General features: G+C 62.7%; 13 protein-coding genes and 2 pseudogenes. 8 read left to right on the top strand and 7 right to left on the bottom strand.

The genetic code is table 11. The features are described 5' to 3' along the window. The 4 genes from AC0L23_RS39120 to flaF all read left to right on the top strand — a co-directional run. Window positions 1–602, top strand: a 602-nt coding sequence (locus tag AC0L23_RS39120) for a flagellin (RefSeq protein WP_473358333.1), incomplete at its 5' end; no start/stop codon positions are given. 304 nt (window positions 603–906) lie between these two features. Beyond that, complete coding sequence (locus tag AC0L23_RS39115) at window positions 907–3,150, top strand: DUF1522 domain-containing protein (protein ID WP_473358332.1); 2,244 nt, start codon at window positions 907–909, stop codon at window positions 3,148–3,150. Between the two features lie 226 nt (window positions 3,151–3,376). Beyond that, the gene (locus tag AC0L23_RS39110; protein WP_473358331.1) at window positions 3,377–5,659 is read left to right on the top strand and encodes a DUF1522 domain-containing protein; all 2,283 of its coding nucleotides are present in this window, start codon (window positions 3,377–3,379) and stop codon (window positions 5,657–5,659) included. Between the two features lie 285 nt (window positions 5,660–5,944). Next, window positions 5,945–6,313, top strand: a complete 369-nt coding sequence (gene flaF, locus AC0L23_RS39105) for a flagellar biosynthesis regulator FlaF (protein ID WP_007612319.1) — start codon at window positions 5,945–5,947, stop codon at window positions 6,311–6,313. Window positions 6,314–6,453: 140 nt separating this feature from the next. On the opposite strand, the gene AC0L23_RS39100 is transcribed toward flaF, so the two are convergent. From AC0L23_RS39100 to AC0L23_RS39085, 4 genes are all read right to left on the bottom strand, one after another. Further along, the gene (locus tag AC0L23_RS39100) at window positions 6,454–6,813 is read right to left on the bottom strand and encodes a hypothetical protein (protein ID WP_085396024.1); all 360 of its coding nucleotides are present in this window, start codon (window positions 6,811–6,813) and stop codon (window positions 6,454–6,456) included. A gap of 159 nt (window positions 6,814–6,972) precedes the next feature. Further along, entirely contained in the window at window positions 6,973–7,470 is a 498-nt protein-coding gene (locus AC0L23_RS39095; protein ID WP_473358330.1) for a hypothetical protein, read from the bottom strand. Between the two features lie 11 nt (window positions 7,471–7,481). Then, complete coding sequence (gene flgJ, locus AC0L23_RS39090; protein WP_063995718.1) at window positions 7,482–7,847, bottom strand: flagellar assembly peptidoglycan hydrolase FlgJ; 366 nt, start codon at window positions 7,845–7,847, stop codon at window positions 7,482–7,484. Further along, window positions 7,847–8,971 (bottom strand): flagellar basal body P-ring protein FlgI, encoded by a 1,125-nt coding sequence (locus AC0L23_RS39085; protein ID WP_026233176.1) that lies wholly within the window; start codon window positions 8,969–8,971, stop codon window positions 7,847–7,849. The genes flgJ and AC0L23_RS39085 overlap by 1 nt, the downstream gene beginning before the upstream one ends. 270 nt (window positions 8,972–9,241) lie before the next feature. Between AC0L23_RS39085 and AC0L23_RS39080 the strand changes: the two genes are divergently transcribed. Beyond that, window positions 9,242–9,655, top strand: a complete 414-nt coding sequence (locus AC0L23_RS39080; protein WP_085349418.1) for a flagellar assembly protein FliX — start codon at window positions 9,242–9,244, stop codon at window positions 9,653–9,655. 4 nt (window positions 9,656–9,659) lie between these two features. Here the strand turns inward: AC0L23_RS39080 and AC0L23_RS39075 are convergent, their stop codons facing one another. Next, a complete protein-coding gene (locus AC0L23_RS39075; protein ID WP_026233175.1) occupies window positions 9,660–10,031 on the bottom strand; it encodes a winged helix-turn-helix transcriptional regulator in 372 nt (123 codons plus the stop codon). A gap of 149 nt (window positions 10,032–10,180) precedes the next feature. Between AC0L23_RS39075 and AC0L23_RS39070 the strand changes: the two genes are divergently transcribed. Together AC0L23_RS39070 and dksA are read left to right on the top strand one after the other, a co-directional pair. Then, a complete protein-coding gene (locus AC0L23_RS39070; RefSeq protein WP_473358329.1) occupies window positions 10,181–10,792 on the top strand; it encodes an NAD(P)-dependent oxidoreductase in 612 nt (203 codons plus the stop codon). A gap of 215 nt (window positions 10,793–11,007) precedes the next feature. Further along, window positions 11,008–11,373, top strand: a complete 366-nt coding sequence (gene dksA / locus AC0L23_RS39065; RefSeq protein WP_008554760.1) for an RNA polymerase-binding protein DksA — start codon at window positions 11,008–11,010, stop codon at window positions 11,371–11,373. 316 nt (window positions 11,374–11,689) lie between these two features. On the opposite strand, the gene AC0L23_RS39060 is transcribed toward dksA, so the two are convergent. Continuing rightward, the gene (locus AC0L23_RS39060; protein WP_473358328.1) at window positions 11,690–12,511 is read right to left on the bottom strand and encodes a hypothetical protein; all 822 of its coding nucleotides are present in this window, start codon (window positions 12,509–12,511) and stop codon (window positions 11,690–11,692) included. Window positions 12,512–12,856: 345 nt separating this feature from the next. Between AC0L23_RS39060 and AC0L23_RS39055 the strand changes: the two are divergent. Then, window positions 12,857–13,006, top strand: a pseudogene (locus tag AC0L23_RS39055) (IS91 family transposase); the annotation flags it as partial. Here AC0L23_RS39055 and AC0L23_RS39050 read toward each other — a convergent pair. Continuing rightward, window positions 13,001–13,226 (bottom strand): annotated as a pseudogene (locus AC0L23_RS39050) (hypothetical protein); the annotation flags it as partial. The pseudogenes AC0L23_RS39055 and AC0L23_RS39050 overlap by 6 nt on opposite strands.

Genomic DNA, 13,226 nt, shown 5'->3' with positions numbered 1-13,226 from the left:
GTTCGTCGGTTGCTGGTGGTGCGATCGGCGGCACGCTGACGACCGCGCTGACCTTCTCGACCGCTTCCACCCCGGTCTCCGACAGCGTTGCCCAGACGGCCCGTGCCAACCTGGTCAACCAGTACAATAACATCCTGAACCAGATCGACTCCACTGCGCAGGACTCCTCGTTCAACGGTGTGAACCTGTTGAACGGCGACCAGCTCAAGCTGGTGTTCGACGAGACCGCCAAGTCGAGCCTGAACATCACGGGCGTGACCTACAACTCGAAGGGCCTGGGTCTCGCCGCGTTGACCAGCGGCGTCGACTTCATCGACAACGCTGCCACCAACAAGGTGCTGACCAATTTGAACACCGCGTCCAGCACGCTGCGTTCAGAGGCCTCGGCGCTCGGTTCGAACCTGACCATCGTGCAGGTTCGCCAGGACTTCAACAAGAACCTGATCAACGTGCTGCAAACCGGTTCGTCCAACCTGACCCTGGCCGACACCAACACTGAAGCGGCGAACAGTCAGGCGCTGTCGACCCGCCAGTCGATCGCGGTCTCCGCGCTGTCGCTGGCCAACCAGTCGCAGCAGAGCGTGCTCCAGCTGCTCCGCTAACAAAGCGGACAACATCGCAAGCAAAACAGGGCGGCGGGGCTTCGGCTCCGCCGCTTTTGCTGCGGCCATGCTGTACTCCGAAAAGTAACCCGCGGTTATGGTTAATGGAGCGTAAGCGCGGAAAAACGCCAGTAAATTCAGCCGGATTTCGGGCGCGCCCGTTTCTCCGCCGGTTTATGGTGTCCCGGCCCTTTTGGCCGACTCGTCCCATTTCACCCTTTGTTAGCCATGTCGCGGCACGCTGTCCCTGTCACTCGATCCGAAGCGATCGAACGAAGACGCGTAAACCAGAAGGGTAAGAGTTATGTCCGGTATTGTTCTCTCTGCGTCGGTTCGCCAGAACCTGCTGTCTCTCCAATCCACCGCCGACCTCCTCGCCACCACACAGAACCGCCTGTCGACCGGCAAGAGCGTCAACTCGGCCCTGGACAATCCGACCAACTTCTTCACGGCACAGTCGCTCGACAACCGCGCCAGCGACATCAACAATCTGCTCGACGGCATCGCCAACGGCGTGCAGGTGCTGCAGGCTGCCAACACCGGCCTGACCTCGCTGCAGAAGCTGATCGACTCTGCGAAGTCGATCGCCAACCAGGCGCTGCAGACCACTGTCGGCTATTCCTCCAAGTCCAGCGTCTCGACCACGATCGCCGGTGCGACGGCTGCCGACCTGCGCGGCACCACGAGCTTTGCCAGTGCAGTCGCGAACAGCAACGTGCTCTACAGCGGTGCTGCGGGTGGTGTGACTGCCGCGACGTCCGGCGCCACGCTCGGCGGCGTCCAGGGCACGGATACCGGAACCGTCATCAACGCTGCGACGACCGGCGCGAGCCTGCTGAACGGCACGGCGACCGCTGGCGACGCCAACGCCGGCGTTGCCGCGGGCGACACGCTCACCGTCAACGGCAAGACCCTCACCTTTGCCGCCGGTGACGTGCCCACGACGACTCCGACCGGTCTGACCCGCGTCGCTGCGACGGGTATCACGACCGGTAACGTCTACACGGACGCCAGCGGCAACGTGACGATCTATCTCGGTTCGGCAACGAAGGCTGCGGTGGGCGACGTCCTGACCGCTGTCGACCTTGCCAGCGGCGTGCAGAGCAACGTTGCCGGTACCCTGACGGTCAACAGCGGCCAGACCATCTCGTCGGTCAGCGGCGGCGGTGCGCTTGTCCTGAAGAGCACGGTTGGTTCGGATCTGACCGTGACCGGCAAGGCCGATATCCTCCAGAAGCTCGGTCTGACGACCGCGACCGGTGCCGGCAACGTCACTGCCACGGCTTCCCGCACCACGAGCTTGGCGACGGTGTCGTCGCTGGTCACATCGGGGTCGACGCTGAACGTCGATGGCCATGTCATCACCTTCAAGGACGGTCCGACGCCGTCCGCGGCTTCGCTGGCCTCCACCCAGGGCGTGTCGGGCAACGTCGTCACCGATGGCAACGGCAACTCGACGGTCTACCTGCAGAGTTCGACGATCGCCGACGTGCTGAAGGCGATCGATTTCGCCACGGGCGTGCAGAGCTTCACGCTCAACGGCAGCGGTGGCGGCACGCTCGCGACGGCGGCCGGTCAGACGGCTTCGTCGATCAACACCTCCGGCCAGCTCAAGATCTCGACCGGCGTCAATGCCGACCTCTCGATCACCGGTACCGGCAATGCCCTGTCGGTGTTCGGTCTGGCCGGCAACACCGGAACGGCCTCGGCGTTCACCGCGGCCCGCACCTCCGGCATCGGCGGCCTCGCTGGCAAAACTCTGACCTTCACTGCATTCAACGGCGGCACGGCGGTCAACGTCACCTTCGGCGACGGCACCAATGGCACGGTCAAGACGCTCGATCAGCTCAACTCGCAGCTCCAGGCCAATAACCTGGCTGCGACCATCGACGCCAACGGTCAGCTCACCATCACCGCATCCAACGACTACGCGTCTTCGACGATTGGCTCGACGGTAGCTGGCGGTGCGATCGGCGGCACGTTGACGACCGCGCTGACCTTCACGACGGCCTCCACTCCGGTGCAGGACGTCGTGGCCCAGTCGGCCCGCGCTAACCTGGTCTCGCAGTACAACAACATCCTGAACCAGATCGACACCACCTCGGTCGACTCCTCGTTCAACGGTGTGAACCTGCTCAACGGCGACCAGCTCAAGCTGGTGTTCGACGAGACCGGCAAGTCGAGCCTCAACATCACCGGCGTGACCTACAACTCCAAGGGTCTCGGCCTGGCGTCGCTGACCGTTGGTCTCGACTTCATCGACAACGCCGCGACCAACAGGGTGCTGACCAATCTGAACTCGGCCTCGAGCACGCTGCGTTCCGAAGCCTCGGCGCTCGGTTCGAACCTCTCGGTCGTGCAGATCCGTCAGGACTTCAACAAGAACCTGATCAACGTGCTGCAGACCGGCTCGTCGAACCTGACGCTGGCCGACACCAACGTTGAGGCGGCCAATAGCCAGGCGCTGTCGACCCGCCAGTCGATCGCGGTCTCCGCGCTGTCGCTGGCCAACACCTCGCAGCAGAGCGTGCTCCAGCTGCTCCGCTAATAATTGAAATCAAAAGACGATTTAGAGCGGCGGGGCTTCGGCCCCGCCGCTTTCTTTTTGGCGCGAAGCCCGTTTGAAACCGGGGGAGGGGGGCTAACCCCGCATTAACCCTGTCTCTTAAGTGGCCGTTAACCATACTTTAAAGGACAGGCTCTAAGACTGGACGAAAGCCCGCTTCCAGACCCGCGTGGCCGATTCGTATCCGGTTCAAGAGGAAGACCTGCCAATGTCCAACATCGTTCTCTCGGCGTCCGTTCGCCAGAACCTGTTGTCGCTGCAGTCGACGGCCGACCTGCTGGCCACGACGCAGGAGCGGCTGTCGACCGGTAAGAAGGTCAACACGGCGCTCGACAATCCCACCAACTTCTTCACGGCGCAGGGGTTGGACAACCGGGCGAGCGACATCAGCAACCTACTGGATGGCATCAACAACGGTGTGCAGGTGCTCCAGGCCGCCAACACCGGCATCACCTCGCTGCAGAAGCTGATCGACAGCGCGAAATCGATCGCCAACCAGGCGCTGCAGACCACGGTCGGCTACTCCACGAAATCGAACGTCTCCACCACGATTCCCGGTGCGACGCCCGCCGATCTCCGCGGCACGACCTCCTATGCCAGCGCGACCGCCAACAGCAACGTGCTTTATACCGGCGCACCTGGCGGCGTGACGCCGGTAACGTCGGGCGCCTCGCTCGGTGCGTCGCTCGGATCGACCGCCGGCACACTGACCGGCGCGGTTGCCAAGGCAGCCGACAACGCCACGAACCTCGCCGGCACCAACACGCTGATCGGGGCGACCGCCGCGACCACGTTCGGATCCTCGCCGGCAGACGGCGATTCGATCACCGTGAACGGTAAGACGGTAACGTTCCGCACCGGTGCTGCACCTTCGGCGCAGCCGACCGGCTGGGGCCTCGACCCGAGCGGCCATATCGCCACGGACGGCACTGGCAATTCGATCATCTACATGGGAACGACCGGCGCTCCCACGGCTACGGTCAATGACCTCCTCAGCGCGGTGGACCTTGCCAGCGGGGTCAAGACAGCGACGATCAGCGCAGGCGCCGCGACGATCGCGACGAGCGGCGCGACAGTCGGTACGGCCCAGACGCCGTCGTCCATTACCGCGGGCGCGGTTACGCTGAAGAGCTCGACCGGTTCCGATTTGAGCGTGACTGGCAAGGCCGACTTCCTGAAGGCGCTCGGACTGACCTCGGCGACCGGCGCAGGCAATGCCAGCGTGAGCGCCAACCGCCAGACGACTGCGGGTTCGCTCGGCAGTCTCGTCAAGGATGGCTCGACGCTGAACATCGACGGCCACACCATTACCTTCAAGAACGCCGAGACGCCGCAATCGGCCACGAGCGTGACCTCCGGCGGCGTCAGCGGCAACATCGTCACCGACGGCAACGGCAACTCGACCGTCTATCTCCAGAGCGCGACGCTGACCGACCTGCTCAATTCGATCGACCTTGCCACCGGCGTGAAGACCGCCAGCATCTTCCTGGGTGCCGCGACGCTCTCGACCACCGCAGGCCAGATCCCGTCGTCGGTGAATACCAGCGGCCAGCTGGCGCTCTCGACCGGCATCAACGCCGACCTCTCGATCACCGGCACCGGCAATGCGCTCGCCGCATTCGGCCTCAGCGGCAACACCGGAACGGCGACCGCCTTCAGCGCGGCGCGCACCTCCGGCGTTGGCGGCGTCAGCGGCAAGACGCTCACCTTCAGCTCGTTCAACGGCGGCACGCCGGTGAACGTCACCTTCGGTGACGGCACCAACGGCACGGTCAAGACGCTCGACCAGCTCAACGTGCAGCTTCAGGCCAACCATCTGACGGCGACGATCGACGCCAATGGCGTGCTAACCGTCACCACCGTCAACGAATACGCCTCTTCGACACTCGGTTCGACGGCCGCGGGCGGCGCGGTCGGCGGTACGCTCACCGGTGTGCTCGCCTTCACCACCGCACAGCCCCCGATCCAGGATCCCGTCGCACAGACGGCGCGCTCCGGTCTGGTCAGCCAGTTCAACAACATCCTGGCGCAGATCGACACGACCTCGCAGGACTCCTCCTTCAACGGCGTCAACCTGCTGAACGGCGACACGCTGAAGCTGGTCTTCAACGAGACCGGCAGCTCGACGCTCGGCATCAATGGCGTGGTGTTCAACGCAGCGGGGCTCGGCCTCAGCAATCTCGTCCCCGGCACGGACTTCATCGACAACGGCGCAACCAACAAGGTGCTGACGAGCCTGAACGCGGCCTCGAGCACGCTGCGCTCGGAAGGTTCCGCGCTCGGCTCAAACCTCTCGATCGTGCAGGTGCGCCAGGACTTCTCGAAGAACCTGATCAACGTGCTGCAGACCGGCTCATCCAACCTGACGCTCGCCGACACCAACGAGGAAGCGGCGAACAGCCAGGCGCTGTCGACCCGCCAGTCGATCGCGGTGTCCGCGCTGTCGCTGGCCAACCAGTCGCAACAGAGCGTGCTGCAGCTGCTCCGCTAATCTCGGAGCGCAAGATACTGAATCGGAATATCGCGGCGGGGCTCATGCTCCGCCGTTTTTATTGAGATCGGTAAGGCAGGATTAGCCGAGATTGATGCGCATCATGGAAGCGTGTTTACAGCATGCATCCGCGCATCTAGCTTCACGACGAAGGACTCCGGGCCCGTATTTATCCGGAGCCCTTCCAAGCACTCACGTAAGCAAATCTTAAGCGGTGCTGCCTAGGGTCGGGAAAGAAATCCTTAAGCGCGTTCAACGGGCTAGGTAACCTCCAGGGTGTGATTGATGTCGAATTCCGCTGCCTCGGCCTACGCGCGTGTTGCAACGACCACCGCATCTCCTCGCGACATCGAAGCGCAGACCCTGCTCAAGGCCGCGAACAAGCTTCAGGATGCGATCAACAGCGCCGAGCCGTTCAGCGAGCAGACCACGCAGGCCCTGATGTTCAATCGCAAGCTCTGGACGATTTTCCTGAGCGAGGCCATGCGCGAGAACAATCCGCAGCCGATCGACGTCCGGCAGAAGATCGCCAACATCAGCGTGTTCGTGCTGAGCCAGACCGCCGCACTGCAGATGAGCCCGCAGTTCGATCATTTCCGTCCGCTGATCGAGATCAACCGCAATATCGCCGCTGGTCTGTCCGGCCGTCCGTGATCGAGCACGGCTCGTTCCTTCGGCAACACCAAATTATGCTGACGAATACCGGCAAGACGCAGATCAAGAACGTCGCCACCGGTCCCGGGACCGGTGCGAGCGATCTCGATGTTGCCGTTGCGACGCTCGACGCCTGATTGTTAGGCGCTGCGGTCCGTGCTGGCTGGACGCGAGGGCTCGGATTTCAAATCCTGCGCATGGAAATAGGCCCGCCGGCGCAGCATTGCTTCGTCGGGGAACTGGTTGACCACCGCGTCGGTCCTGTCGTTGACGACCTGGAAGACGAACGACGCCGCCGCCTGGTCGAACACGACCTGGCGTGAGACGTTCTCGTTGCTTCGCAAATCATTGCGTGCAGGCGCGCTCGCCTCGCCAGCGGCCACTGTCTGGCTCACGGGCAGATCGGTTTGCACGGCCTCGTTCGCCGCCGTATTCGACGTCGTTACGATCTGCACGGCAACCGGTATCCCCACCGGCCTGATGCTGAAATCTGTACTCATGGCAGCCTCCTGGTTGCCTCACGTGAGTCAAATCCCAACCCCTCTCAATACGCAACCATGGAACACCGGGATTGAACATCCGGTAAGGAAACGTGCCTAACCGCTCGACGATGTTGCCGCGCGGTTTTTCGTAAAATTGTCGCTTGTTGTTGCGCGCGCTCAGAGCGAGCGGCTGACCGCGAGCGGCGTGATGTGGCGCGGGCCCGGCGTGGCGCGTCGTCCCGCGGCCGTGTAGGTGTTCGGCACGTTGCGCTTCTGGATCTCGGTGTTGACGCCGCGCACGACGCTCTCCGAGACGGCGTGAGCGGTTGCGAGCACGGTGAGGTTGACCTGGAGCATCGCGCGGAATGCATCGTGGTGCCGATGCAGCGTCGAGAGCAGCTCGGGCGCGGATTTGGCGAGCTGGGCCTGGTTCGCCTTCAACTGGGTGACGGTGCCGACATAGTTACGCGACAGCTCCTGCTTCTTGCTCTCGAGGGTCATCGCCTCGCGGACTTGGCCGGCGCGCACGAGCTCGGTCTCGCGCTCGATCAGACCGAGCAGGGCACTCATCGCATCCATCAACTGCTCGGCGATCTTGCGCGCCTCGGCGCTGCCGGGTGCGGTGTTCGGGCGCTGCGCTTGCACGGGCTGACGCGAGGCGTTGAAATGGTTCATCTCGTTTGACCTTATGCCGTGCGGATCGTTTTTGCCTGCTGCATGATCAGGGTGCGATAGACGTCGGTTGCGATGCCGACGCCGCCGGCGTTGGCGAAGTTCTTGGAATATTGCTCGGTCAGCATCGAGCGCCACACGCCGGTGCCAGGCGTGTCGCCGAAGGGGCCTTCGCCCTTCAGGCCCGAGGTCATCTGCGAGAACATGCTGTTGAGGAACATCGCCTCGAAGTCGGTGGCGATCTTCTGCGCCTTGGCCTGCTGCTTCGGCGAGACCTTTTGCAGTGCCGCGGCGAGATCGAAGTCCGGCCGGCCATTGCGGCTCTCTACCGAAAAGGCGGAGCTGGCGACGCGTGCGGTGTTGACCATGCCGGTCTGCATCACATCACCTCGATGTCGGCTTCGATCGCACCGGCGGCCTTGATCGCCTGCAGGATGCTGATGAGATCGCGCGGGCCGATGCCGAGACCGTTAAGGCCGTCGACGAGCTGCTGAAGCGAGACGCCGTCCTTGACGACGGCGAACTTCTTGCCGTCCTCGGTGACGCTGACGCTGCTGCGTGGTGCGACCACGGTCCGCCCCCGCGACAGCGGGTTGGGCTGGCTGACCTGCGGGCTCTCGGAGATTGTGACGGTGAGGTTGCCCTGTGCGACCGCAACGGTGGCGACGCGGACGTCGCGACCCATCACGATGATGCCGCTGCGTTCGTCGATGATGATCTTGGCGGCGAGATCCGGATCGACCTGGAGCTGCTCGATCTCGGTGAGAAAGGCGACGACGTTACCCTTGAACTCCGGCGGGATCGCAAGCTGCACGGTCGATGGGTCGATCGGCTCGGCGGTCTTGACGCCGAGATAGTCGTTGATCGCGGCGGCGATCCGCTTGGCCGTGGTGAAGTCGGCATTGCGTAGCGCAAGCCGGACGTTCGGCAGGCGATTGAGCGCAAATTCGATCTCGCGCTCGATGATGGCACCGTTGACAATGCGTCCGACGGTCGGCACGCCACGCACGATTTTCGCCGCCTCGCCTTCGGCCTGGAAGCCTGAGATCGCGAGCGAGCCCTGTGCGACCGAATAGACGTTGCCGTCGGCGCCGAGGAGCGGGGTTACGAGCAGGGTGCCGCCCTGGAGATTCTTGGCGTCGCCGAGCGCGGAGACGGTGACGTCCATGCGCGTGCCCTGGGTGGCGAAGGCCGGCAGATTGCCTGTCACCATCACGGCGGCGACGTTGCCGGTGCGGATGGTGGCGCCGCGGATGTTGACGCCCATGCGCTCGAGCATCGCTTGCAGCGACTGCTTGGTGAAGGGGATGTTGTTCAGGGTGTCGCCGGTGCCGTTGAGACCGACGACGAGCCCGTAGCCGATGAGCTGGTTCTGCCGCACGCCTTCGATGTTGGCGAGATCCTTGATGCGCGATGTCGCGCTCGCAGAATTGACCGAGAGCGCCAGCGCTGACAGCGCGGCGCAGGCCACCCCCACAAGTCTCACCCAACGAACGCTTGGCATCCTCTGCTCCCCGAGGCTCCTCAAATCAAAGGACCATCACGACACTCCCATGACGAGCTGGTCCGACGCTGTCCTTGCGAGCACTGTGCCAACTCGGGGCAGCGGGGGTAGGTCGCTGAATAGGTTGAATAAATCTGTTTCGAGCGACCTCAGCCTGCGTTGTCCCTGAGGAGCGAAACTGCCGCCTGTCGGCAGATTTTGCCGGGCTGTTTACGGGCCGTTAACCATAAAACGGCGAATGTGGCGCATCGATCACCCGGATTGCTTCCGATGCGCATCTACGGACCGAACGGCACCACGCTTGGAACGCCGGCCAGCCAGGCCAGGCGGACGAGCTCAGGCACCTTCGTGCTACCCGACACCTCGTCGGCGCCGGAGACGCGAGGCGCCGCCGCACCGAAGGCGGCCGCCAACATCGACGGGCTGCTCGCGCTGCAAGGCATCGAGGAGGATCCCGTCGAGCGTCGCAAGCGCTCGGTCGTGCGCGGAAAGACCGCGCTCGACGTGCTCGACGATCTCAAGATGGGGCTCCTCTCCGGCAAGCTCGACGCCTCGACCGTGATGCGGCTGCGTGACGCTGCGGCGAACCTGAAATCGTCCTCCGGCGATTCCGGCCTGGATTCGGTGCTGTCCGAGATCGAGCTGCGCGTCGAGGTCGAGCTCGCCAAGGCCGGGCAGGCGTAGCGGCTTACGCCGCTTCATCCTTCAACTGCGCGTCATAGCGGCGCTGGGCGGCGAGCACGTCTTTCAGATTCTGTTCGGCCCAATCGCGCAGCGGATCGACGGCGGCGGCGAGCGTCACGCCGAGCTGCGTGATCGAATATTCCACGGTCACCGGCACGGTTGCGATGGCGTGACGCTTGATCAATCCGTCGCGCTCGAGCGACTTGAGAACCTGGCTCAGCATCTTCTGCGAAATGCCCTCGATCGTGCGGCGCAACTGATTGAAGCGCATCGGATCCTCGCGCAGCAGCAGCAGGATCAGCACCGCCCATTTGTCACCGACGCGGTCGAGGATCTGTCGCGTGGGGCAGTTCGCTGCATAGACGTCTGGCTTCATCGTCGGGTCCTCACGATCCATTCCGCTGATTTGCCGGCCGCCGCCGGTTACTCCCGTGTAATCAGGTAAGCACAAAGTGCTCTCTTAACACCAGCGCTCTTTGCGATATTTAGTCACCGTTGGTTACTACAGAAGCAAAGGAGCCTTCCATGAAAATCGCAGTTGCCGGCGCCTCGGGCCGGGCCGGGTCGGAGATCACCAAGGAACTGTCCCGCCGCGGCCACGCGGTTACGGCCATCGCCCGCAACCCGGAGAAGATCGCGCTCCTGCCGAACGTCACGCCGATCAAGGGGGATGTGCTCGACCAGCCAGCCCTTGCCAAGCTGTGGGCCGGGCACGACGTCGCCGTGAGTTCCGTGCACTTCCTGGCCAGCGACGCGCTCAAGCTGATCGGCGCGGCCAAGGACTCCAAGGTCGGCCGTTACCTCGTCGTCGGCGGGGCCGGCAGTCTGGAGGTCGCTCCGGGCGTCAAGCTGGTGACAACTCCCGGTTTTCCGGCTCAGTACAAGGCTGAGGCGGAGGCGGGTTCAGCCTTTCTCGACCTGCTGCGGCAGGAAAAGGAGCTGAACTGGACCTTCATCTCGCCGTCGGCCCTGTTTATCGAGGGAGAGCGCACCGGCAAATTCCGGCTTGGGACGGATCAGCTTCTCGCAGATGCGAACGGAAAGAGCTGGATCACCTTCGCGGATTACGCCATCGCGCTCGCCGACGAGATCGAGCGGCCGGCCCATGAGAGGCAGCGTTTCACGGTCGGCTACTAGGCCGTCGGCCGCTCCCGGGCCCTCCAGGATAAACCTTCCTGTGCAAGGGCTTGGGGGCGCCGGTCGGGCGATCAGGGAAACATTGTCTGTCACAGGAGGCCGCTATATAACGCCCCGCTCAGCGGACCCCGTTCCGTGTACGAGTCGTTGCTTAGACAGATAGGCCGCCCTTGGAAAAGTTGAAAAACTACCGACCGACCGAAAAAGAGCCTTTCATGAACGACAGGCAGAAGGAGTACTTCCGCCTGAAGCTCCTCGCCTGGAAGGATGAGATCCTCAAAGAGTCCAAGCTCACCCTGCAAGCCCTGCAGGAGGAGAATGTGAACCACCCCGATCTCGCCGATCGGGCATCGTCCGAAACCGACCGCGCCATCGAACTCCGTGCCCGCGACCGCCAGCGCAAGTTGATCGCCAAGATCGACGCCGCGCTCCAGCGTATCGAGGACAACACCTACGGCTATTGCGAGGACACCGGCGAGCCGATCTCGTTGAAGCGGCTCGAGGCCCGTCCCATCGCGACGCTTTCGGTGGAGGCGCAGGAGCGCCACGAGAAACGCGAGAAGGTCTATCGCGACGAATAGAGTCCGAGCCGCAGCGATGCGGCTCTTTGTTTTTTGATATGCCGCCACCGAAAGAACGAGTCGGAGGCGCAATAAGAACGAGTCGGTTGGTGCCAAGGCACATCTACAACCGACAGTCGGCGTGCGGGCAGAAAAACGTTCTCACTCGCGCTCGCTTCGGCGCGCGCAAAAGAACTTTTTGCTAAGAATGAATTACGTCGCGCGCGCGAGCGACCGGCTTGTGATGTCAGCGAGCGACACCGTGTGGAGCTCTACCTGAACTAACGCCCGAGCAGGGAAATCGATGGGACCATCAACAGCTGCGGGACGTCGATCTTCAGTACCAGTTGCCCTGGAATTCGACCCCTCTCAGTTCCTTAATCAACGGGACCAATCCTTCGGTTGGCACCCGTCCATCTGTCAGATGGTCTAATAGCTCCTGAACTTGAAGAACACGCGGCATGCCCGCTTCGTCGTAGAGCGGCTCGTCGATCAGCCACGCGAATTCGACGAATGGCGATGAGACCCGCCACTCGATCGATTTGGCCCAAGAAACATCGAAGTTTGTGCCCTTGGGCTCTTTCGCGATCCTGTCTGCAAGCGACCTCGCCTGGTCGACCTTCTCAAGGATGAACTTCTTTCTCTTGTCGAAGACGCTCGGTTTTCCCACCTCGAAGTCGAGCGGCAGTTCGTAGGAGAAACATTCGATCAAGATAAGCCGATCTCCCAGACGGACCGCGGCGTCCACCTCGCGCGGATTACCGCTTGTCCACTTGAGATCGCCTTCGAGGCAGAGATCAAGTCCTCGAGACCGGATCGCGTTGCGCACCGACTTTTCAAAGCTTTCGCCGCCGCCGGCGGCCTTGCGGAGACCCACGAAGATCGTCTGTAGCGCGGGTACGATGGCCGCCATATCGATCATAACCTTGCCCATCGATGGGATAAGTATTCGGCGCTTGCCACCACTCCAGAGGCCTATGTTCTTCTGGGCTTCTTCGCTCAAAGATATGAACTCGACGGCTTTGCGCACCTCTTCGAGAGCAAATGCCTTTTCGTGTCCGAGTTGCTTTGCGAACCAAACCGCTTCGCTTGCGAATTCGTCCAGGTCGAAGCTGACCATCGTGTAACCGCGGAACATCAGGTTCGAGAAGTTACTCATCGTCCTGTTGTGACGTTGCGCCCAAGTCGAGTTGTGCATTGTGATGCCGACGTAGGTTCCAAAGAACGCCGCAGCCCAAATTACGAACAGCACCGCGTCGAAATTGATGCCGTATCTCAACCTGAACGGCTCGCCCATAAATGCATTTTCCTTACGGAACTGCGCCAGGGAAAACGTGCCGATCTCGAAGTTGGTGGCGCCGTATCCGCGCCCGATGCGACCCGCGATGCTGTTCCAAGCGGGATACTCCTCCGTCTTCGGATTCGGTTTCAACTGAGCGAACTTGATCGTGTCGCCACGTTCCGCTTCGGTCTCGCCGGCATTTTCTTCATCGAGCCACGTGCCGAACCGACCGAGACCATCGTCGACAGCGGCAAGCCACCGTGTCCATGCTGCGGCGGCCGCATGATCGTCATCGAGGTTTTTGAGCGAGGTGCAATGCCGCACCGCCAATCGACCGCGCCAATCAGCGCCATCAGGATCGACACCTCATGACCGCGCATCGGCCATTCCGCAAAGCTGTTCGTCATGCCCGCCGCTCATCGACCGGCCACGGCGCAGCGCACCCGAACGCTCATCGGTCGTCGCCCATCCGTCGATCATTGATCGCGTTCGACAGCGTCCACCGCCCATTCGATGATATCGATAGCTCCAGGCCGCCTCTACAAGAATACGTCGCGCCCGCCCATTACCGGCTTTGGTGATGCCGCCTCGC

This window comes from Bradyrhizobium sp. MI1.4 (genome assembly GCF_055811315.1).
Note: the sequence above shows the minus strand (reverse complement) of the source record. Positions and strands in the feature narration are given on the sequence as shown.

Coding starts and splice junctions, on each gene's coding strand:
- AC0L23_RS39095 (WP_473358330.1), bottom strand. CDS start 7,470: ATGAACCATTTCAACGCCTCGCGTCAGCCCGTGCAAGCGCAGCGCCCG.
- AC0L23_RS39075 (WP_026233175.1), bottom strand. CDS start 10,031: ATGAAGCCAGACGTCTATGCAGCGAACTGCCCCACGCGACAGATCCTC.
- AC0L23_RS39100 (WP_085396024.1), bottom strand. CDS start 6,813: ATGAGTACAGATTTCAGCATCAGGCCGGTGGGGATACCGGTTGCCGTG.
- AC0L23_RS39085 (WP_026233176.1), bottom strand. CDS start 8,971: ATGCCAAGCGTTCGTTGGGTGAGACTTGTGGGGGTGGCCTGCGCCGCG.
- AC0L23_RS39070 (WP_473358329.1), top strand. CDS start 10,181: ATGAAAATCGCAGTTGCCGGCGCCTCGGGCCGGGCCGGGTCGGAGATC.
- AC0L23_RS39060 (WP_473358328.1), bottom strand. CDS start 12,511: ATGAGTAACTTCTCGAACCTGATGTTCCGCGGTTACACGATGGTCAGC.
- AC0L23_RS39115 (WP_473358332.1), top strand. CDS start 907: ATGTCCGGTATTGTTCTCTCTGCGTCGGTTCGCCAGAACCTGCTGTCT.
- AC0L23_RS39110 (WP_473358331.1), top strand. CDS start 3,377: ATGTCCAACATCGTTCTCTCGGCGTCCGTTCGCCAGAACCTGTTGTCG.
- AC0L23_RS39080 (WP_085349418.1), top strand. CDS start 9,242: ATGCGCATCTACGGACCGAACGGCACCACGCTTGGAACGCCGGCCAGC.
- flgJ (WP_063995718.1), bottom strand. CDS start 7,847: ATGCAGACCGGCATGGTCAACACCGCACGCGTCGCCAGCTCCGCCTTT.
- flaF (WP_007612319.1), top strand. CDS start 5,945: ATGTCGAATTCCGCTGCCTCGGCCTACGCGCGTGTTGCAACGACCACC.
- dksA (WP_008554760.1), top strand. CDS start 11,008: ATGAACGACAGGCAGAAGGAGTACTTCCGCCTGAAGCTCCTCGCCTGG.